Annotated in this window: 16 protein-coding genes; 4 read left to right on the top strand and 12 right to left on the bottom strand. The window is 73.9% G+C overall.

Features of this window, described 5'->3' with window-relative positions; genetic code table 11:
* Positions 1–57: 57 nt before the first annotated feature.
* From ffh to ftsY, 10 genes are all read right to left on the bottom strand, one after another.
* Complete coding sequence (gene ffh / locus EV376_RS11915; protein ID WP_130322657.1) at positions 58–1602, bottom strand: signal recognition particle protein; 1545 nt, start codon at positions 1600–1602, stop codon at positions 58–60.
* 200 nt (positions 1603–1802) lie between these two features.
* Positions 1803–2456 carry a response regulator transcription factor gene (locus EV376_RS11910; RefSeq protein WP_130322655.1) on the bottom strand — a complete coding sequence of 218 codons (654 nt, stop codon included), beginning with the start codon at positions 2454–2456 and terminating at the stop codon, positions 1803–1805.
* On the bottom strand, positions 2453–3580 hold the full coding sequence (locus tag EV376_RS11905; protein ID WP_130322653.1) for a sensor histidine kinase: 1128 nt from the start codon (positions 3578–3580) through the stop codon (positions 2453–2455). The genes EV376_RS11910 and EV376_RS11905 overlap by 4 nt, the downstream gene beginning before the upstream one ends.
* 17 nt (positions 3581–3597) lie before the next feature.
* A complete protein-coding gene (locus EV376_RS11900) occupies positions 3598–4419 on the bottom strand; it encodes an ABC transporter permease (protein WP_130322651.1) in 822 nt (273 codons plus the stop codon).
* Positions 4409–5344 (bottom strand): ABC transporter ATP-binding protein, encoded by a 936-nt coding sequence (locus tag EV376_RS11895; protein WP_486482889.1) that lies wholly within the window; start codon positions 5342–5344, stop codon positions 4409–4411. The genes EV376_RS11900 and EV376_RS11895 overlap by 11 nt, the downstream gene beginning before the upstream one ends.
* Positions 5345–5416: 72 nt before the next feature.
* On the bottom strand, positions 5417–7696 hold the full coding sequence (locus tag EV376_RS11890) for a [protein-PII] uridylyltransferase (protein ID WP_130322649.1): 2280 nt from the start codon (positions 7694–7696) through the stop codon (positions 5417–5419).
* A 12-nt stretch (positions 7697–7708) separates the two neighbouring features.
* Positions 7709–8047 (bottom strand): P-II family nitrogen regulator, encoded by a 339-nt coding sequence (locus EV376_RS11885; protein ID WP_170839442.1) that lies wholly within the window; start codon positions 8045–8047, stop codon positions 7709–7711.
* Positions 8048–8072: 25 nt separating this feature from the next.
* Positions 8073–9452, bottom strand: coding sequence for an ammonium transporter (locus EV376_RS11880; RefSeq protein WP_130322647.1), 1380 nt, complete (start codon positions 9450–9452; stop codon positions 8073–8075).
* Between the two features lie 194 nt (positions 9453–9646).
* Positions 9647–10510 carry a phosphotransferase gene (locus EV376_RS11875; protein ID WP_207228134.1) on the bottom strand — a complete coding sequence of 288 codons (864 nt, stop codon included), beginning with the start codon at positions 10508–10510 and terminating at the stop codon, positions 9647–9649.
* 7 nt (positions 10511–10517) lie between these two features.
* Positions 10518–11699 carry a signal recognition particle-docking protein FtsY gene (ftsY, locus tag EV376_RS11870; protein ID WP_130322643.1) on the bottom strand — a complete coding sequence of 394 codons (1182 nt, stop codon included), beginning with the start codon at positions 11697–11699 and terminating at the stop codon, positions 10518–10520.
* A 153-nt stretch (positions 11700–11852) separates the two neighbouring features.
* Between ftsY and EV376_RS11865 the strand changes: the two genes are divergently transcribed.
* The 4 genes from EV376_RS11865 to EV376_RS11850 all read left to right on the top strand — a co-directional run bounded on the left by EV376_RS11865 (position 11853) and on the right by EV376_RS11850 (position 16330).
* Complete coding sequence (locus EV376_RS11865; RefSeq protein ID WP_130322641.1) at positions 11853–13565, top strand: alkaline phosphatase D family protein; 1713 nt, start codon at positions 11853–11855, stop codon at positions 13563–13565.
* A gap of 22 nt (positions 13566–13587) precedes the next feature.
* Entirely contained in the window at positions 13588–14028 is a 441-nt protein-coding gene (locus tag EV376_RS11860) for a MarR family transcriptional regulator (protein WP_130322639.1), read from the top strand.
* Positions 14029–14134: 106 nt separating this feature from the next.
* Positions 14135–15757, top strand: coding sequence for an MDR family MFS transporter (locus EV376_RS11855; protein ID WP_486482600.1), 1623 nt, complete (start codon positions 14135–14137; stop codon positions 15755–15757).
* Positions 15758–15799: 42 nt separating this feature from the next.
* Entirely contained in the window at positions 15800–16330 is a 531-nt protein-coding gene (locus tag EV376_RS11850) for a DinB family protein (protein WP_130322635.1), read from the top strand.
* Between the two features lie 7 nt (positions 16331–16337).
* Here EV376_RS11850 and EV376_RS11845 read toward each other — a convergent pair whose 3' ends face one another.
* Together EV376_RS11845 and smc are read right to left on the bottom strand one after the other, a co-directional pair.
* Positions 16338–16958: an HAD-IA family hydrolase gene (locus tag EV376_RS11845; protein WP_130322633.1), complete on the bottom strand. Its 621-nt coding sequence runs from the start codon at positions 16956–16958 to the stop codon at positions 16338–16340.
* Positions 16955–20551, bottom strand: a complete 3597-nt coding sequence (smc, locus tag EV376_RS11840) for a chromosome segregation protein SMC (RefSeq protein WP_130322631.1) — start codon at positions 20549–20551, stop codon at positions 16955–16957. The genes EV376_RS11845 and smc overlap by 4 nt, the downstream gene beginning before the upstream one ends.
* Positions 20552–20852 lie beyond the last annotated feature (301 nt).

Raw genomic sequence — 20852 nt, 5'->3', positions numbered from 1 at the left:
CCGCCGGTGCCGGGCAGGGGCGTCCCGGCGGGTCGCCGCCCGCCGGGACCGATCCGCTCAGCGCGGGCCCTTGTCCCCCTTGCCGAGCTTGTTGAAGTCGATCTTCGGGAGCTTGAAGCCCGGCGGGAGACCCTGGCCGGCCAGGTCGTTCGGGTCCATGCCGGCGGGCAGCTGCGGCATCCCGCCCGGGAAGCCGGCCGGCATCCCGGCGCCGGAACGCGGCCGGCCGCCGCCCTTCGTGCCCTTGCGCTTGTTCTTCGGCGACTTGGTCGCCTTTCGGCGGCCGCCGGGCAGGCCCATCATGCCGCCCATCTGCTTCATCATCTTCTGCGCGTCGGCGAAGCGGTTGAGCAGCTGGTTGACGTCCATCACGGTGACGCCGGAGCCGTTGGCGATGCGGGCCCGCCGCGAGCCGTTGATGATCTTCGGGTTGGTGCGCTCGGCCGGGGTCATCGACCGGATGATCGCGGTGACCCGGTCGAAGTGCTTGTCGTCCAGCTCGGCGAGCTGGTCCTTCATCTGCCCCATGCCGGGCATCATGGCCAGCACGTTCGCGATCGGGCCCATCCGCCGGACGGCGATGAGCTGGTCGAGGAAGTCCTCCAGGGTGAACTGCTCACCGCCCATCAGCTTGGCGGTCATCTTCTCCTTCTGATCGGCGTCGAAGGCCTGCTCGGCCTGCTCGATCAGAGTGAGGACGTCGCCCATGCCGAGGATCCGGCTGGCCATCCGGTCGGGGTGGAAGACGTCGAAGTCCTCCAGCTTCTCGCCGGTGGAGGCGAACAGGATCGGCTGCCCGGTGACCTGCCGAACCGACAGCGCGGCACCGCCGCGGGCGTCGCCGTCGAGCTTGGAGAGGACCACGCCGGTGATGCCGACGCCGTCGCGGAACGCCTCGGCGGTGCGGACCGCGTCCTGGCCGACCATCGCGTCGATGACGAAGATGACCTCGTCGGGCTGCACGGCGTCGCGGATGTCGGCGGCCTGCTGCATCATCTCGGCGTCGATACCGAGGCGACCGGCGGTGTCGACGATGACGATGTCCCGGGCGGCCCGGCGCGCGTGCTCGATCGAGGCGCGAGCCACCTGCACCGGGTCGCCGACCCCGTTGCCGGGCTCCGGGGCGTACACCTCGACGCCGGCGCGACCACCGAGCACCTGGAGCTGCCCGACGGCGTTGGGACGCTGGAGGTCGGCGGCCACCAGCATCGGCTGGTGGCCCTGGGCCTTGAGCCAGCGGGCCAGCTTGCCGGCGAGGGTGGTCTTGCCGGAGCCCTGGAGGCCGGCGAGCATGATCACCGTCGGCGGCTGCTTGGCGAACTGGAGCCGCCGGCCCTCGCCACCGAGGACGTTGATCAGCTCCTCGTTGACGATCTTGACGATCTGCTGGGCCGGGTTGAGCGCCTGCGAGACCTCGGCGCCGCGCGCCCGCTCCTTGACGTTCGCGATGAAGCCCTTGACCACCGGCAGCGCGACGTCCGCCTCCAGCAGCGCGAGGCGGATCTCGCGCGCGGTGGCGTCGATGTCGGCGTCGGTGAGCCGACCCTTGCCGCGGAGCTTGGTGAAGATCCCGGACAGGCGGTCACTCAAGGTGTCAAACACACGAACATCCCGTTTGTCAGTGTTCCGGCGAGCACAGGCCCGGCCGGGCGAACTCGCCGGCCACCGCTAGGGTATCCGGCCCGCCGATCCCTCGCTGCGGGCCGCCACGGCGCCCGTGCCCGGGGCCGAGATCCGACAACCTCGCGCGGGAAAGCGACATCTTCCCCGAACCTGCCGCTGGCGTGACGGGGTACGCCGGATCAGGAGGCCAGCCCGGACTGGTACGCGAAGACCACCAGCTGGGCCCGGTCGCGAGCGCCCAGCTTGACCATGGCCCGGCTGACGTGGGTCCGCGCGGTCGCCGGGCTCACCACCAGCCGCTCGGCGATCTCGGCGTTGCTCAGCCCTTCGCCGACCAGCCCGACCACCTCCCGTTCCCGGTCGGTGAGGGTGTCCAGCCGCGGGTGCGGCCGGGGCACCCGGGCCGGCCGGGTCGCGAACTCGCGGACCACCCGCCGGGTCACCGACGGGGAGAGCAGCGCCTCCCCCTCGGCGACCAGCCGGATCGCCCGCAGCAGCTCGGCCGGTCGGGTGTCCTTGGTCAGGAAGCCGCTGGCGCCGTGCCGGAGCGCGTCGAAGACGTACTCGTCCAGCTCGAAGGTGGTCAACACGACCACCCGGGTGCCGGCCAGGTCGGGGTCGGCGACGATCCGCCGGGTCGCCTCGATGCCGTCCACGCCGGGCATCCGCACGTCCATCAGCACCACGTCCGGCCGCTCCCGGCGGACCAGTTCGACGGCGGCCAGCCCGTCGGCCGCCTCGCCCACCACCGTCAGGTCGTCCTCGCTCTCGACCAGGGCACGCAGCCCGATCCGGACCAGGTCCTGGTCGTCCGCGAGCAGCACCCGGATCATCCGACCTCCTCCGTCAGGGGCAGTGTGGCGTACACCCGGAAGCCGCCGGCCGCGGCCGGACCGGCGGTGAACGACCCGCCCAGCGCGACGACCCGCTCCCGCATGCCGGCCAGGCCGAGGCCGGCGGGCTCGGCCGGCGAAACGGCGCCCCGGCCGGTGTCGGTGACCTCCACGGTGACCTCGGTGGGCGCGTACCGGACCCGCACGGTGGCGGTGGCCGGGCCGGCGTGCCGCAGCACGTTGGTCAGCGCCTCCTGCACCACCCGGTACCCGGCCAGGTCCACCGCCACCGGCAGCGCGCGCGGCTCGCCCTCGACCTCGACGCTCACGGGCACCCCGGCGCCGGCCATCCGCTCGCGCAGCCGCGGCAGCTCGGCCAGCCCGGGGACCGGCGCCCGCCCGTCGGCCGCCTCGTCGCGCCGGACCACGGTCAGGGTGACGCGCAGCTCGTCCAGCGCTTCCTTGCTGGTCCGGCTGATCGCGGTCAGCGCCGCCTCGGCCTGCTCGGGCCGCTTCCCGAGCAGGTGCAAAGCGATCTCCGCCTGCATGTGGATGGCGGCGAGACCGTGCCCGACCACGTCATGCACCTCCTGGGCGACCCGCAGCCGTTCCGCGTCGGCGAGCCGGCGGGCCTCGTCCCGCCGGGTGCGGGCCGCGCTCACCCGCCCCAGCCGCACCGTCGTGCCCACCGCGAACGGCACCACCACCCAGGCGGCGGCGGGCATCAGCCCCGGCAGACCCGGCGTCCGTACCCCCACGAAGACATGCGCCAGCAGCGCGACCAGGGCCGCGCCGGAGGCCACCGCCGCGGTCCGCAGCGGCAGGTACGCGGCGACCGTGTACGCGGCGACGAAGAACGAGACCAGGATCGGCCCGTACGGGTAGCCGAGCACCAGGTACGCGGCGGTCGCCGCGGTCACCACGCCGAAGGTGGCCAGCGGCCACCGCCGGCGACCGGCCAGGGCGAGTGCCGCCACCACGACCAGCGGATACGTCGCCCGGCCGGTGCCGATCCCCTGGTTCAGGCCGGCCGGCCCGGTGCCGACCAGCCCCAACGCGACCAGGGCCAGGGCGACGAGGGCGTCGAAGGCTCCGTCACCCCAGCCGCTCCGCTTCCGTTCCACGCCGCTCTCCCGCCGCTTCAGCCGATGTCCCGCCGGCGCAGCAGCGCCCCGCCCACCACCGCGAAGGCGACCAGGTACCCGGCCACCGCGACGGCCGCCTGCGCACCGCCGACCGTCGCGGTGACGCCCGGGACGTCGGCGGGCGCGCCGAGTGCCGCGACCAGGGACCCGGCGTTCGGGCCGGGCAGCCCCTTCTGCGCCTCGGCCACCCAGTCGAGCAGCGGCGCGGCGAGCGCGGAGAGCAGGTTCTGCACCGCGAGCATCCACACCAGGCCCAGCCCGACCGGGAGCGCCACGGCCCGCAGGGCGATGGCCAGCACCGCACCGAGCATGGCCCACATCGTCGCGACGAGCCAGCCCGCACCGACCCCGGTGAGCAGGTCGCCGGCCGAGGGCCAGCGCACCGGCTGCCCCTCGGCGAGCGCGATGAGCAGGCTGGACAGCGCGCCGAACGCGAACACCGCGAGCACGATGGCCAGCGCGGACACGGCGATGGCGAGCAGCTTGCCGGCGTACACCTCCAGCCTCGACGGGCCCTGGGTGAGCAGGGTCTTCCAGGTGCCCCAGCCGTACTCGCCGCCGACCGCGAGCACGCCGAGGATCAGCACGATCGCGCCGAGGAAGACCGGCAGGCCGCCGAGCGAGTTCCCGACCAGCCGGTCGGGCAGCAACATCGGCAGGGTCCGGTCGCTGTTCGGGCCGGTCGTCCCGCCCGCGATGCTCGCGTACGGGAAGACGTACGTAAAGATCAACGCGAGCACCACCGCGACGGCGAGCAGCAGCCAGGCCGCCGGGCGGCGGACCAGTTTGACCAGTTCGGCGCGGAAACTACGCAACATCGGCCGTTCCCTTCTCGATGAGGTCGAAGAAGACCTGCTCCAGATCCCGCTCGCGGGGGCGCAGTTCGCGTACGGCGAGCCCGGCCGCGACCAGTTCGGTGTTGAGCCAGGCGGCCCGCTCCGGTTCCACGACGAGGTCGAGCCCGCCGTCGACGACGCGCACCCGCTCGGCGCCGATCAGCGCCCGGACCCGGGCCGCTGCCTCGTCGAGCGGATCGGCGAGTACCCGCAGCCCGGCCGAGCCACGCAGTTCGGCGACGCTCCCCTCGGCGATCAGGCGGCCCCCGGAGATCACCCCGACCCGGTCGCAGACCTGCTCGACCTCGCCGAGCAGGTGGCTGGAGACCAGGACGGTGCACCCGGCGGCGCCGAGCCGGCGGAGCAGCATCCGCATGTCGGCCATGCCGGCCGGGTCGAGGCCGTTGGTCGGCTCGTCCAGGATCAGCAGGCGCGGGTCCTTGAGCAGGGCGGCGGCGACGCCGAGCCGCTGTTTCATGCCCAGCGAGTAGCCGGCGTACCGGTCGCCGGCCCGGCCGGTGAGGTCGACCAGGTCCAGCACGAGCGCCACCCGGTCGGCACCCACCCCGGCGTACCGGGCGAGCACCATCAGGTTGTCCCGCCCGGACAGGTACGGGTAGAAGGCCGGCCCCTCGATCAGCGCGCCCACCCCGGCGAGCCGGCCGACGCCGGGCGGCCGGCCGAGCAGCCGTACCGTGCCGGCGGTGGGACGGACCAGGCCGAGCAGCATGCGCAGGGTGGTCGTCTTGCCAGCGCCGTTGGGGCCGAGGAAGCCGTACACCTCGCCGGGCTGGACGGTCAGGTGAAGGTCGTCGACGGCGGTCAGCGGGCCGTACCGCTTGGTCAGCCCTTCGGTGTGCACTGGCAGGTTCATGCCCTCGAGCGTGCCGCTGACCGCGGCGCGCATCGTCACCCCGGAAGCGGCACCTCGCCTACGCTCCGGGACGTACGCCGGGCCGGTGCCGACGCGGGCGCGTCCCTACACCGCGGCCACGACGGCGGCCTCCAGCCGGGCCCGGACGTCGTCCGCGGGCCAGCCGCCGACCAGGTAGAAGGCGTCCACCACGTCCGCGCCGAGGGTGGAGATCCGGGCGGCGCGGACCTGGGCGCCGGCCTCGTCCAGCGCGCCGGCGACCCGGTAGAGCAGGCCGGCGGCGTCGGCCGCGCGCAGTTCCAGCACCACCGCGTCGGTGGCCGCCTCGCGGTGCCAGACGACCCGCGGCGCGGCGCCCTCGACCCGGGCCGCCAGGGCGCGCCCGCGCAGCCGTTGGATCACCGACACGTCGCCGGCCACCGCGCGCCGCAGGTCGGCGCTGAGCGCGATCGGGTCGGGCGCGAGCCCGTACCGGGGCTGGACCCGGAACTCCACCAGCGCCCGCCCGTCGACGCTGGTGGCGTCCGCGGCGATCACGTCCAGCCGGTGCAGGGCCAGGCAGCCGGCCACCGTCGCGAGCAGGCCCCGCCGGTCCGCCGCGGCCACCGCCACCCGGTCCCCGGTCAGGTGTACGACCGGCAGCGGGCCGGCGACCAGCGCCGGATCGGGAGCGGGTGGCGCGGGCGGCACACCGCTGTCCAGCGTGGTGCGGACCCGGGCGACCAGTTCGGCGACGAGGCGTCCCTTCCAGTCCGACCAGGCGGCCGGCCCGGTGGCCGCCGCGTCGGCGCGGACCAGGGCGTGCAGCAGGTCGAGGGTGGTCGGGTCGCCGACCTTCGCGGCGACGCCGGCGATGGTCTTCGGGTCGGCGAGGTCGCGGCGGGTGGCCACGTCCGGCAGGAGCAGGTGCAGCCGGACCAGCGTCCCGATCAGCGCCACGTCCTGCCCGGGCAGCCCGATCCGGGCGGCGACGGCCTCGGCGACCGGTGCGCCGACCAGGCTGTGGTCCCCGCCCGGCAGCCCCTTGCCGGCGTCGTGCAGCAGGGCGCCCAGCAGGAGCAGGTCCGGCCGGTCGACGTCGCGGGTGTGCCGGCTGGCCTCGTACGCGGTCTGCACCAGGTGCCGGTCGAGGGTGAACCGGTGCACCGGGTTGTGCTGCGGCAGGCTCCGCATCCGGGTCCACTCCGGCAGCCACCCGTCGACCAGCCCGTACCGGTCGCACGTCTCCCAGGCCGGCACGAGCCCGGCACCGGCGCCGAGCAGGGTGATCAGGGCGGCGCGCGCCTCCGCCGGCCACGGTGTCGGCAGCGGCGGGCAGTACGCCGCCAGCCACTCGCAGGTGGCCCGGGCGATCGGCAGGCGCGTGATCGCCGCCGCGGCGGCGACCCGGAGCGACAGGCTCGGATCGGGCCGCGCGCCGATGGCGGTGCGGGCCAGGACGAGCTCCCCGTCGTGCTCCACCACGTCCCGGGCGACCGGCCGGCGGACCGGTCCGCCGGCGGCACCCCGGCGGCGGCCGGCGCGGAGCCGCTCGGCCGCCCGGAAGGCGTCGTCGAGGGCGTGGCGGACGGTACGGGCGTCACCGGCGACCCGACGCAGCAGGGCGTCGCCCTCGTCCCCCGGCGCCGTGTCCGGCTGGAGCTGCCGGAGCCCGAGCAGGGCGGCGACGCCGTCGCGTTCCTGGGCGAGCAACCGGTCGACCCGGCGGCCGACCTGCGTGTGCAGGGCGTCGCGCGTGTCGAGCAGCCGCAGGTGGGCGGCGCGGACCGCCGGCCGCAGCGCGTCGGTGACGCCGGCGATCGCGACGGCCCGCAGAATGCCCACGTCCCGTAGCCCGCCGGCGGCCTCCTTGAGATCGCCTTCGAGGAGGAAGGCCAGCTCCCCGTGGACCCGCCACCGGGCGGCGGTGATCTCCCGCAGCCCGGGCAGCTGCCGGACGGCGGTGCGCCGCCAGTGGTCGGTGGCGGTGTGCACGAGCTGCCGGGCGAGCGCTTCGTCGCCGGCGACGAAGCGGGCGTCGAGCAGCCCGAGGGCGACCTTGACGTCGTCCTGCGCGACCGAGAGCGCCTCGGCGACGGTACGCACCGAGTGGTCGAGCCGCAGCCCGGCGTCCCAGACCGGGTACCAGATCCCGGCGGCCAGCTCGTCGACGTCGGGCACCCCGGCGTGCAGCAGCAGCAGGTCGAGGTCCCCGTAGGGAGCGCACTGGCGCCGCCCGAGCCCGCCGACGGCGACGAGCGCGACGCCCTCCCGCTCGGGCAGCAGCCCGGCGAGCCACCCGTCGAGCGCCGCGGCGCGCGCCTCCCGGGCGGTCGCGCCGATCCCCGCGGGAACGCCGACGACCTCGTTGATCAAGAGGGCCGGCTGCTTGATCAACGAGGTCATCCGGGCGTTCTCCTACAGTGCGTCGAGGCCGCGCTCGCCGGTCCGGACGCGGACGACCTCCTCGACCCCGGTCACCCAGACCTTGCCGTCGCCGATCTTGCCGGTCCGGGCGGCGGCCACGATGGCGTCGACGATCTTCTCGACGTCCATCTCGTCGGTGAGCACCTCGACCCGGATCTTGGGCAGAAACTCGACCGTGTACTCGGCACCCCGGTAGACCTCGGTGTGCCCCTTCTGCCGCCCGTAGCCCTGGACCTCGCTGACGGTCAGGCCGGCCACGCCCAGGGCGTGCAGCGCCTCCTTCACCGCGTCCAGCTGGTACGGCTTGATGACCGCGGTCACCAGCTTCATGTCCAACCCCTCCATCCCAGGAACGTTAACCGGCGACCTTCTCGTTGACCGGCTCGGCGGCCGGCTCGGTGCTGGGCGCGGCGGCTTCCGCCGCCGGCTTCCCGCCGGCCAGGCCGGCCATCGCGAACGCGCCGCCACCGGCGGAGCCGGCCGCCGGGGAGAGGTCGTAGCCGCTCTCGGCGTGCTCGGTGATGTCGATGCCCTCGATCTCCGCCTCCGCGGGCACCCGGAAACCGATGGTCTTCTGGATCACGAAGCCGAGGACGAACGCCACCGCGAAGGAGTAGCCGGTGACGATCAGCGCGCTGAGCGCCTGCACGCCCAGCTGGGTCACGCCGCCCCCGTAGAACAGGCCCTCGTCGCTGACCAGGGAGCTGACCGAGGAGGTGCCGAACAGGCCGATCCAGAGGCAGCCGATCCAGCCGCCGACGAAGTGCACGCCGACGACGTCGAGCGAGTCGTCGTAGCCGAGCCGGTACTTGAGGCCCACCGCCAGCGCGCAGGCCGCACCGGCCACCAGGCCGAGCAGCACCGCGGCCCACGGCGCGATGAAGGCGCACGCCGGGGTGATGGCGACCAGGCCGGCGATGGCGCCGGAGGACGCGCCGACCAGGGTCGGCCGGCCGTCGCGCACCTTCTCCACCACCAGCCAGCCGAGGACGGCGGCGGCGGTGGTGACCTGGGTGTTGAGGAAGGCCAGGGCGGTCGTCGAGTCGGCGGTCAGCTCGGAGCCGGCGTTGAAGCCGAACCAGCCGAACCAGAGCAGCCCGGCGCCGAGGGCCACCATCGGGACGTTGTGCGGCTTCATGGTCTCCCGGGGCCAGCCGAGCCGCTTGCCCAGCACCAGCACCAGGGCCAGCGCGGCCGCACCGGCGTTGATGTGCACCGCCGTACCGCCGGCGAAGTCGAGCGCGCCGAGCTTGGCGCCGATGAAGCCGCCGCCCCACACCCAGTGGGCGACCGGGAAGTAGACCAGGGTCGCCCAGCCGAAGGCGAACAGCAGCCAGCCGGAGAACTTCGCCCGGTCGGAGATCGCGCCGCTGATCAGCGCCACGGTGATGACGGCGAACATCATCTGGAAGGCCATGAACACGTAGAGCGGGATGCCGGTCTCGCCCCACAGGTCGGTCTCCGCCATGAACGTCTTGGTGCCGACGTACTGGCCGAGGTCGCCGATGACCCCGCCCTGGTCGTCGCCGAAGGCGGCGGAGAAGCCGTAGAACAGCCACAGAACGCTGACGAGCCCGATCGCCGAGAAGCTCATCATCATCATGTTGAGGACGCCCTTGGCCCGGTTGAGACCGCCGTAGAACAGCGCCAGTCCGGGCGTCATGAGCAGCACGATCGCGCTCGACACGAGCAACCATGCGGTGTTGCCGGTGTCGATGGTCGGTGCCTCAGGCACGCTGGCCTCCTAAAGGTGAAGTTCCCTCCTTCCCGGCTTCCGGGGCAGCGTCGCCCGTACGCCGGTTGGGCGGAAGCCTGCTAGCTCCCTGTTTCCCCCAGCGTCACCCGTCGATTTCCGGGTGGTGACGGCTTGTTTCGTACGTGTGAAGAGAACCTCACCGTCCCGGCGGACGGTGCGGAGCCGGCCGCACCTCAGCGCAGGGCGTCCTCGAGGGCGTGCCGTTCGTAGTCGAGCAGCCGCAGGTCCCGCATCGGCCGCCGGAGGTGCCCCTTGTGCACGATGCGCACGAACGCCGGGTCTCCGGCCGCGGCCATCCGGCGGATGCCCTCCACGTGGTCGACGATCCGCTTGCGGATGGTGCGGATCAGCCGGTGCCGGTCCCGCGGGATGAGCCCGTACGCGTCGGCGAAGAGCCGCAGCCGCCGGGGCCGGTCGGGGCGCTTCCAGCCGAGCGTGATCGAGTCCCGGTCGGAGAAGATCGGCACCCAGGTCCAGGCCGCGTACGCCACGTCGTAGATGCGCGCGCCCGGCGAGGCGAGGTCGAAGTCGATCAGCCCGAGGGTGCCGTCCGGGCGCCAGATCACGTTGTGCGGCGCCGCATCGTGGTGACAGATCACCTCGGTGTCCGGCGGCGGCGGCCCGAACGAGCGCCACACCGCCCCCTGCGGCGGCACGAAGCCGTACTGGGCGTCGTGGAACATGCGCAACATGGTGGCGACGGTGACCAGCGCCTCGTCGGTGACCCAGTGCGGGGCCAGCGGGTACTCCCCGCACTCCCCCTCCAGGTACGACAGCACCTCGCGGTTGCGCTCGTCCATCCCCAGGGCGCGGGGAGCGCCGGTGAACCCCACGTACTCCAGGTGCCGCAGCAGCGCGTGCACCGACGGCGTCCAGGGGCCGGCGTTGCGCCGCACGGTGTCGCCGACCCGGACCACGGTGCTGACGTTGCCGCCGTGCAGCGGGATCTCCTGCGAAGTCACGTACGGCCTCCCGAGGCGGGGCGCCGGGTGGTGGGGGTCGCGCCACCCGGCGTAGGCGCGATCGTCGGTCGTCACTGCGAGATTACGCGTCCCGTCCGGGGGCCTCGGTGCCCAGCAACGCGTCGACGAACTGCGCCGGGTCGAACGGCGCCAGGTCGTCCTTGCCCTCGCCCAGCCCGACGAGCTTCACCGGAATGCCCAGCTTGCGCTGCACGGCGATCACGATGCCCCCCTTGGCGGTGCCGTCGAGCTTGGTGAGCGCGACCCCGGTCACGTTGACCACCTCGGTGAAGACCCGCGCCTGCTCCAGGCCGTTCTGGCCGGTGGTGGCGTCGAGGATCAGCAGCGTCTCGTCGATCGGACCGTGCTTCTCCACCACCCGCTTGACCTTGCCCAGCTCGTCCATCAGGCCGACCTTGTTCTGCAGGCGGCCGGCGGTGTCGATCAGCACCGTGTCCACCCCGGTGTCGATGCCCCGCTTGACCGCGTCGAACGCGACGCTGGCCGGGTCGGCCCCCTCCGGGCCCCGGACGGTCTCGGCGCCGACCCGCCCGCCCCAGGTCTCCAGCTGGTCGGCGGCCGCGGCCCGGAAGGTGTCGGCCGCGCCGAGCAGCACGCTGCGCCCGTCCGCGACCAGGACCCGGGCGATCTTGCCGCAGGTCGTGGTCTTGCCGGCACCGTTGACGCCGACCACCAGGAGCACCGCCGGCACGCCGTCCTTGGGGGCGGTCCGCAGCGACCGGTCCAGGCTCGGGTCGAGGGCCTCGACCAGCTCGGCGGCGAGCAACGAGCGCAGCTCGCCGGCGGTGCGGGTGCCGAGCACCCGGGTCCGGTCGCGCAACCGGTCGACGATCTCCCGGGTGGCGTCGATGCCGACGTCGGCGGTGATCAGGCTGTCCTCGATCTCCTCCCAGGTGTCCTCGTCGAGGCGGTCCCGGCTGAGCAGGCCCAGCAGACCCTTGCCGAAGACGTTCTGGGAGCGGGACAGCCGGGACCGCAGCCGGACCAGCCGGCCGGCGGTCGGCTCCGGGATCTCGACCGGCGGCGCCTCGACCACCGGCGGCTCGACCAGGATGCCGGTGGACACCTCCGCCTCCGGCGCCTCGACGGGCGGCCCGGCCAGATCCTCCTCGACGCGGGTCTCGACCTCCGTCGTCGGCAGCGGCGGCTCGGGACGGCGGCGCAGCTTCGGCACCACCAACCCGAGGGCGCCGAGGATCAGCACGCCGAGCAGGGCGAGTGCGATGAGGAGGTATTCCGTCATGCCCGAAATCCTGTCAGACGCGGGCGACGGCGTCTTCACCACCGCACCCCCCGGCCGCCCGCGGGCTGCGGCGGTAGGCTCGTGGCAGCCTGCAGTGGTGCGACCGCCGGCCGGGTAGTAAGGATGAAGCTCACTCACCCTCGGAGGTCCGCCATGCCCGCCGCCCACCTGCTCATCGGTCCGCTGCTGCGGCGGGTGGTCGGCACGCGCGCCACCATCTGGGTGGAGACGAGCGGGCCCGCCGTGGTCACCGTCCGCACGGCCGACGGCGCCACCGGCAGCGCACCCACCTTCTCGGCGTACGACCACCACTACGCGCTGGTCGTGGTCTCCGGCCTGACGCCGGGTGCCGCGACCACCTACCAGGTGCTGATCGACGGCGAGGTCGCCTGGCCCGAGCCGCGCGGCGCGTTCCCGCCGAGCGTCATCCGGACCCGCCCGGCGGACGACCGCGACCAGGCCGTCCGCCTGCTCTTCGGCTCGTGCCGGGAGACCACCCAGCACTCCACTGCCCGGAAGCTGCCGCCGGACGCGCTCGACGCGTACGCCCGGCGGCTGGCCGCCCGCTTCGACCCGGCGGACCTGCCCGACCTGCTGGTGCTCCTCGGCGACCAGGTGTACGCCGACGAGACCTCGCCGACCGTGCGGCGCCTGCTCAAGCGGCGGCGCCGGCGGCCGAAGGGCGCGCCGGCCGACCAGGTGGTGAGCTTCGACGAGTACACGAAGCTGTACCTGGAGTCGTGGCGGGACCCGGAGATCCGCTGGCTGCTCTCCACCCTGCCGAGCGTGATGATCTTCGACGACCACGAGATCATCGACGACTGGAACACCTCCGCGTCCTGGCGGGCGGACGCCCGCAGCCAGCCGTGGTGGGCCGAGCGGATCGGCAGCGGGCTCGCCTCGTACTGGGTCTACCAGCACCTCGGCAACCTCTCCCCGGACGAGATCGCCGCCGACCCGGTCTACGCGAAGGTGACCGCCGCCGAGGACGCCACCGGGGTGCTGCGCGAGTTCGGGCACCGGGTCGACCAGGAATCCGACCTCGCGCACGACACCGAGCGGTGGCGCGCCGTGCAGTACCAGTGGAGCTACGCGCTGGACCTGGGCCGGACCCGGCTGGTCCTGCTCGACAACCGGTGCAGCCGGGTGCTGGAGCCCGGCCAGCGGGCGATGCTGCCGCCGGGCGAGTGGTCGTGGTTCGTCGACCGGGCCCACGGCACGTACGACCACCTGGTGGTGGGCTCCTCCCTGCCCTGGCTGCTCCCGCCGGGCATCCACCACGTGGAGGCGTGGAACGAGAAGCTCGCCGACTCGCGGCGACGCTGGGTGGCGACCGTCGCGGAGAGGCTGCGCCGCGGGCTGGACCTCGAGCACTGGGCGGCGTTCCGCCGCTCGTTCGAGGCGCTCGGGGCGCTGTTCGCCCGGATCGGCAGCGGCACGCCGGGTGAGTCCGGGGACCGGGTCGGCGCCGGCCCGGCGTACGCGCCACCGGCCTCGATCAGCGTCCTGAGCGGGGACGTGCACCACTCGTACGTGGCCCGGGCGCGGTTCGACGAACCGGGGGTGGTGACCCCGGTGCACCAGCTCACCTGCTCGCCCATCCACAACCAGGTGCCGGCCGGGCTGCGTCCGCTGATGCGGCTCGGCTGGTCGCCCGGCCCGTCCGGGGCCACCTGGGCGCTGGCGCGCTCCGCCGGGGTCCGCCGCCCGCCGCTGCGGTGGCACAAGCTGGCCGGCCCGTACTTCGGCAACGCGGTGGGCACGCTGGTGCACGACGGCCGCTCGGCCGAGGTGACGATCGAGGGCACCACCAACGAGGGCGAACTGCGCGAGGTGATGCACCACCGGCTGACCGGGGAACGCTGACCCGGCCGTACGCTCTATCACCGTGGACGAGCACCCCCCGGAGACCGTACGGGCGGTCGAGCACGAGCTCACCGCGCTCCTGCGCCGCAGCCGCGCCGTGTCCTGGGACATCGCCCGCGAGGTCCACCCGAGCCTGGAGCCGAACGCGTACGGGCTGCTGCTCTGGCTGCGCCGCTCCGGCTCGATCCGGCTCACCGACCTGGCCAACAAGCTCGGCATCGGCAAGGGCACGATGAGCCGGCAGATCAACGGGCTGGAGGCGCTCGGCCTGGTCCGGCGTGACCCGGACCCGGGCGACCGGCGGGCGTTCCGGCTCAGCCTCACCGAGGAGGGGCAGCGCCGCTTCGACGCGGCCTCGGCGGGCCGGCTGGAGCGGTTCCGGCAGACGCTGGGCAGCTGGTCCGCGCAGGACGTGGAGACTTTCGCCCGGCTGCTCAACCGCTTCAACGAGACGTACTTCTGATCCGCCTGACGTGACGGGAACAACCCGGAGGCCGGCCAAGTTGTTGCTCCGGGCAACAAGGCATAGGTTGCTTCGAGCAACCGCACCCCTCCGGAGGCGAACCACGATGACATCAGCCCCAGCGACCGCCCGGTCGGCGAACGGCGCAATGACCCACCGGGAGGTGCTGGAGGCGCTCTCCGGCCTGCTGCTCGGCATGTTCGTCGCGATCCTGTCCGGCACGGTCGTGTCGACCGCCCTGCCGCGGATCATCACCGAGCTGGGTGGCGGCCAGTCGGCGTACACCTGGGTCGTCACGTCGGCCCTGCTGGCAACCACCGCGACCACCCCGATCTGGGGCAAGCTGGCCGACCTGACCAGCAAGAAGGCACTCGTCCAGGTCGCCCTGGGGGTCTACCTCGTCGGCTCGGTGCTGGCCGGGCTCTCCCAGTCGACCGGTCAGCTGATCACCTGCCGGGTGCTCCAGGGCGTCGGCGCCGGCGGCCTCACCGCGCTGGCCCAGGTGATCATGGCCTCGATGATCGCCCCGCGCGAGCGCGGCCGGTACAGCGGCTACCTCGGCGCGGTCATGGCCGTCGGCACGATCGGCGGCCCGCTGATCGGCGGTGTGATCGTCGACACGGCCTGGCTCGGCTGGCGCTGGTGCTTCTACGTCGGCGTGCCGTTCGCCCTCGCCGCGCTGGTGGTGCTCCAGAAGACGCTGCGCCTGCCGGTGGTCAAGCGCAAGGCCACCATCGACTGGTGGGGTGCCACGCTGATCACCGCGGCCGTGTCCACGCTGCTGATCTGGGTGTCGCTGGCCGGCAGCTCGTTCCCCTGGGCCTCCGGCCAGACCGCGGTCCTGGTGACCGCAGCGCTGGTGCTCGGCGCGCTCGCGGTGCTCGTCGAACGGCGGGCCGCCGAGCCGATGATCCCGCCGCACCTGTTCCGCTCCCGCACCATCACCCTGGCCACCGTGGCGAGCATCGCGGTCGGCGTCGGGATGTTCGGCGCCTCGGTCTTCCTCAGCCAGTACTTCCAGATCAGCCGGGGCCAGAGCCCGACGATGTCCGGGCTGATGACCCTGCCGATGGTGCTCGGCCTCCTGGTCTCCTCCACGGTCAGCGGCCAGCTGATCACCCGCACCGGGCGCTGGAAGCGCTACCTGGTCGCCGGAACGGCGCTGCTCACCGTGGGCCTCGCGCTGATGGGCACGATGCGCGCCGACACGAGCTTCGTCCTGCTCGGCGGCTACATGGCGGTGGTCGGCGTCGGCCTCGGCATGTGCATGCAGAACCTCGTCCTGGCCGTGCAGAACACCGTCGGCACCCAGGAACTCGGCGCGGCCAGCTCGGTCGTCGCCTTCTTCCGCAGCCTCGGCGGCGCGGTCGGCGTCGCCGCCCTGGGCGCGGTGCTCGCCCACCGGGTCACCGACCACCTCGCCGAGGGCCTGGCCGCGCTGGGTATCCCCGCCTCCGGTGCCGCCGGCGGCGGCTCCCTGCCCGACGTGTCCGCCCTGCCGGCGCCGCTGCGGACGGTCGTCGAGGGCGCGTACGGCCACGCGGCCGGCGAGATCTTCCTGGTCGCGGCCCCGTTCGCGCTGATCGCCCTGGTCGCGGTCTGCTTCATCAAGGAGGTGCCGCTGCGCCGGCACCCGGGTGACCCGATCGAGGCCGAGGTGGAGCAGGAGTCGACCGTGGCGGCCGGCGCCGGGGCCGCCGTGATCCGGACGGGGGGAACGGCGCCGTAATCGGCTCGCCGGATGTCGGACCCGGGCACGAGGATGGCCGGCATGATCTGGAGAGCACCCGAGATCGACCGCCGGAACGAGCCCTACCGCGGTGACGAGCGCACCATGCTGGAAGGCTGGCTCAACTACCATCGCGACACCCTGCTGCAGAAGTGCGCCGGGCTGACCGCCGAGCAGCTGCGCACCGCCAGCGTCGAGCCGTCCGCCCTCACCCTGATCGGCCTGGTCCGGCACATGACCGTCGTCGAGCGGTCCTGGTTCCGGCAGCGCTTCGCCGGCGCGGACGTGCCCGAGCTGTACGACTGGTCGGCCGACCCGGACGCCGAGTTCAACACCGTCGCCACCGCCGACCCGGAGGCCGACCTCGCCGCGTTCCGGGCCGAGATCGAGGCCGCCGACGCGGCAGCCGCCGGCCACGACCTCGACGAGGAGTTCACGCAGCGCCACCGCGACGGCAGCGAGCACCGCGTCAGCCTGCGCTGGGTCTACCTCCACATGATCGAGGAGTACGCGCGGCACAACGGCCACGCCGACCTGATCCGGGAACGCGTCGACGGCGTGACCGGCGACTGAGGAACCCTCAGTAGGCCAGGGCGGCGCGCAGGTAGCGCAGGTCGCCGGGGCCGCTCCAGCGGTGCGCCGACAGGCCGGCCACCCGGGCCCCGGCCACCGCCCGGTCCTCGTCGTCGACGAACAGCACCCGCGACGGCGGCGTCTCCAGGAGGTCGGAGGCCACCTGGAAGTACTCCTTCGCCGGCTTGTGCACGCCGACGACCGAGGAGTTGACCACGACGTCCAGCTCGTCGTCGAGCCCCAGGGCGGCGAGGTCGGCGTCGAGCCGGTCGGTCGCGTTGGTGCCCAGCCCGACCCGTACGCCGGCCGCCCGGACCTCCCGGACGAACGCCAGCACGTCCGGGTCGACCTCGCCCCGGTAGCGCTGCCACTCGTCGACCGCGGCACGGGCCCGGGCGGGATCGCCCACCGACGGGGTCAGCGCGTCGGCCACGCTGGTCATCCAGTCGGCGTGGCTGACCTTGCCGACGAGCACCGGCTGGAGCAGTCCCCACGACATCGCGATCTCGCCGAGCACCCCCTCGGTGAGCCCGTACTCCCGCTCGACGCGGGCGGCCACCGCCGGGTCCCAACGGCGCAGCACGCCGTCGAAGTCCACCAGCAGCGCGGTCGCGCGTTCCCGACTCACTCCTTGTTCTCCTGCCCGTCGTCGGCCCGGTTGAGCCGCTGGCTGATCACCTGGGTGATCCCGTTACGCATGGTCACGCCGTAGAGGGCGTCCGCGACCTCCATGGTCCGCTTCTGGTGCGTGATGACGATCAACTGGCTCTTCTCGCGCAGCTGCGCCAGCAGCGTGATCAGCCGGCCCAGGTTCACGTCGTCGAGCGCCGCCTCCACCTCGTCCATGATGTAGAACGGGCTGGGTCGCGCGCGGAAGATCGCCACCAGCATCGCCACCGCCGTCAGCGACCGCTCGCCGCCGGAGAGCAGCGACAGCCGCTTGATCTTCTTGCCCGGCGGCCGGGCCTCCACCTCGACGCCGGTGGTGAGCAGGTCGTCCGGGTCGGTGAGCACCAGCCGCCCCTCGCCACCGGGGAACAGCACGCTGAAGACCTGCTCGAACTCCCGGGCGGTGTCGGCGAACGCGCTGGCGAAGACCTCCAGGATCCGCTCGTCCACGTCCTTGACCACGGTCAGCAGGTCGCGCCGGGTGGCCTTCAGGTCCTCCAGCTGCTCGGAGAGGAACTTGTACCGCTCCTCCAGGGCCGCGAACTCCTCCAACGCGAGGGGGTTGACCTTGCCGAGCAGAGCCAGCTCCCGTTCCGCCTTGGCGGCCCGCTTCTCCTGCACCGCCCGCTCGTAGGGGACCGGCTCGGGCACCGGCGAGCCGTCCCGCTCGGCCGCCGCCACGTCGGCGTCGGTCGGCGGGACCGGCTGGGCCGGGCCGTACTCGGCGACGAGCGTCGCCACGTCCAGCCCGAAGTCCTCGGCCGCCTTCGCCTCCAGCTGCTCGATGCGCAGCCGCTGCTCAGCCCGGGCCACCTCGTCCCGGTGCACCTGGCTGGTCAGCCGCTCCAGCTCCGCGCCGAGGCGCTTGGCGGCGCCGCGTACCTCGGACAGCTCGGCCTCGCGGGCGGCGCGTTCGCGCGCCACCGCGTCGCGGTGCTCCTCGGCCTGCGTGATCGACGTGGTGAGCCGGGTCAGGGCCTCGCGGGCACCGCCGGCCACGGCCCGTGCGATCGTCGCGCCGCGGGTCCGCGCCGCCCGCCGCGCCGCCGCCCGCTCCCGGGCGGCCCGCTCGGCCGTCGCCTGCCGGCGCAGGGAGTCGGCCCGGCCGGCGATCGACGCGACCCGCTCCTCGGCGGTACGCACGGCGAGGCGCACCTCCATCTCGTTCTGCCGCGCGCGGGGCACCATCGCGGCGAGCTGGTCGCGCTCCTCGGTGGACGGTTCGGCGTCGATCGGCGTGGCCTCGGCCAGCCGCAGCCGCTCCGCCAGCTCGGCCAGGGCGGCGAGGTCGCGCTCGCGGGCGGCCTCGGCCCGGGCGCGGGACTCGCCGAGCCGGTCGGTCTCCGCCTTCGCGGAGCGGGCGGCGGCGCCCAGCTCGGCGAGCCGGCGGGCGGCGGCGTTGCGGTGGCTCTCCGCCTCCCGCTTCGCGGCCACGGCATGCTGCACCGCCTCCTTGGCGGCGGCCACCTCGGCCCGCGCGTCGACCAACTGCCCGCGCAGCTCCGCGGCGGTCCGCTCGGCGGCGGCACGGTTGGTCCGGGCCTCCTCGACGGCGGCCTGCACCTCGATGAAGCTCGGCGCCTTGGCCGACCCGCCGGCGGCCGCGTACACCCCGAGCACATCGCCCTCCGGCGTCACCGCGCGCAACTCCGGGTTGCCGGCGACGACCTCGGCGGCGGCGGCGAGGTCGTCGACGACGACGACGTCGCGCAACGCGCGGTGCACCGCGGGCCGGATCTGCGCGGCGCACTCCACCAGGTCGGGTGCCCAGCGTGCGCCGTCGGGCAGCTTCGGGCGGAGCGCGTCGGCGGAGCCGTCCATGCCCGGGCCGGCCGGGCTGCCGACCAGCAGACCCGCCCGCCCGGCGTCGGCGATCTTGAGCATCCGCATCGCCTCGACCGCCTCGTCGACGCCGCTGACCGCGACAGCGTCGGCGAGCCCGTCCAGCGCGGCGGCGAGCGCGGCCTCGCACCCGGGCGACACGGTGAGCAACCCGGAGAGGCTGCCCAGCAGGCCGGGCACCTCGTCCGTGCGGGCCAGCAGGGCACCCGCCCCGTCCTTGCGGCGCAGGCCCAGTGCGAGCGCCTCCTCGCGGGCCTTCCAGGTGGCGGCGTCCTTCTCGGCGGCCCGCTCGGCGTCGCTGAGCGTGCGGACCGTCGCCTGGGCCTTCTCCAGCACGGTCACCGCCTCGGCGTGCCGGGCGTCGAGGTCGGCGTTGTCCCGGTCCGCCTCGGTGGACTGCTCGGCGACGGCGTCCAGCTCGGCCTGCGCCCGCTCCGCGCGGGCCAGGGCGTCGGCGTGTGCGGCGGCGAGGCGGTCGATCTCCTCGCCGGCCGTGGCCGTCCGGGCGCGGGCCGAGTTGACCTGGCCGGTCAGCCGCGCCAGCCCTTCCCGGCGGTCGGCGATGGCCTTGGCGGCGGCGACCAGCTCCCGCTCGGCGGCGGCGAGCTGCCGTTCCAGCTCCTGCCGGTGCTCCACGGCCTCGGCCAGCCGGATCTGGTCGTCGGTGAGTGCCGCGCGCAGCTCCTCCTCCTGCTCGCGGACCCGCTCCGCCTCCGCCTCCAGCTGGTCCGGGTCGCGGCCCGGGCGCTCGTCGTCCGGCGTGGCGCTCAGGTGGCGCAGCCGCTCACGGGCGAGCTGCTCGATCGACCGGAACCGCTCCTGCAGGGCGGACAGCTTGTACCAGGTGTCCTGCGCGGCGGCGAGCAGCGGCGCGTCCTCCGCGAGCGCGGCCTCCAGCTCGCCCAACCGGGCCTGGACCTCGGTGTGCTCGGCCTCGACCTGCTCACGCCGCTCCCGCAGCGCCGTCTCGTCGGCGATCTCCTTGTCCAGCGTGGCGCGCAGGGTGGCCAGGTCGTCGGCGAGCAGCCGGAGCCGGGCGTCGCGCAGGTTCGCCTGGATAACCGCGGCGCGCCGGGCCACCTCGGCCTGCCGGCCGAGCGGCTTGAGCTGACGGCGCAGCTCCGCGGTGAGGTCGGTGAGCCGGTTGAGGTTCGTCTGCATCGCGTCGAGCTTCCGCAGCGCCTTCTCCTTGCGCTTGCGGTGCTTGAGGACGCCGGCCGCCTCCTCGATGAACGCGCGCCGGTCCTCCGGCTTCGCGTGCAGCATGCCGTCGAGCCGGCCCTGCCCGACGATGATGTGCATCTCCCGGCCGATACCGGAGTCGCTGAGCAGCTCCTGGATGTCGAGCAGCCGGCAGGAGTCGCCGTTGATCTCGTACTCGCTCTCACCCGAGCGGAACATCCGGCGGGTGATGGAGACCTCGGTGTACTCGATCGGGAGCGCGCCGTCGGTGTTGTCGATCGTCAGGGTCACCTCGGCCCGGCCAAGCGGCGCCCGGCCCGCCGTGCCGGCGAAGATGACGTCCTCCATCTTGCCGCCGCGCAGCGCCTTCGCGCCCTGCTCGCCGAGGACCCAGGCGATGGCGTCGACGACGTTGGACTTGCCGGAGCCGTTCGGGCCCACCACGCAGGTGATGCCCGGTTCCAGCTTCAGCGTCGTCGCGGAGGCGAAGGACTTGAAGCCCTTCACCGTCAGGCTCTTGAGATGCACCTTCTCGATCCTCGTCCGGTGGCCGCCGTACCGTCGCCGGCTGCGCGGACCTGGTGAACACGCAGACTAACCCGCGGCCGGTGACCATCCCGCACGCGACCCGCCTGAAGGAGCGCCCACCGGACGCACCGGTTCACGTTTCCGCCGGCCCACATCGCTTTCCGGTCGTTCCCCGGCCGTTGTCGTCACTCGCCGCGGAACGGCGGGACGGCGGTGGCGCCGAAAATGGTGCGCACAGAGCTGCGCGCCGGCACATAAGTGTCGGCGCGCCTTTTCGCGTGGTGCGATTCAGTTTTTCTTG

This window comes from Micromonospora sp. CNZ295, from assembly GCF_004217535.1.
This window is presented reverse-complemented; position numbering and strand designations above follow the sequence as displayed.

Coding starts and splice junctions, on each gene's coding strand:
- EV376_RS11910 (WP_130322655.1), bottom strand. CDS start 2,456: ATGATCCGGGTGCTGCTCGCGGACGACCAGGACCTGGTCCGGATCGGG.
- EV376_RS11900 (WP_130322651.1), bottom strand. CDS start 4,419: ATGTTGCGTAGTTTCCGCGCCGAACTGGTCAAACTGGTCCGCCGCCCG.
- EV376_RS11895 (WP_486482889.1), bottom strand. CDS start 5,344: ATGCGCGCCGCGGTCAGCGGCACGCTCGAGGGCATGAACCTGCCAGTG.
- EV376_RS11890 (WP_130322649.1), bottom strand. CDS start 7,696: ATGACCTCGTTGATCAAGCAGCCGGCCCTCTTGATCAACGAGGTCGTC.
- EV376_RS11885 (WP_170839442.1), bottom strand. CDS start 8,047: ATGAAGCTGGTGACCGCGGTCATCAAGCCGTACCAGCTGGACGCGGTG.
- ftsY (WP_130322643.1), bottom strand. CDS start 11,699: ATGACGGAATACCTCCTCATCGCACTCGCCCTGCTCGGCGTGCTGATC.
- EV376_RS11865 (WP_130322641.1), top strand. CDS start 11,853: ATGCCCGCCGCCCACCTGCTCATCGGTCCGCTGCTGCGGCGGGTGGTC.
- EV376_RS11855 (WP_486482600.1), top strand. CDS start 14,135: ATGACATCAGCCCCAGCGACCGCCCGGTCGGCGAACGGCGCAATGACC.
- EV376_RS11850 (WP_130322635.1), top strand. CDS start 15,800: ATGATCTGGAGAGCACCCGAGATCGACCGCCGGAACGAGCCCTACCGC.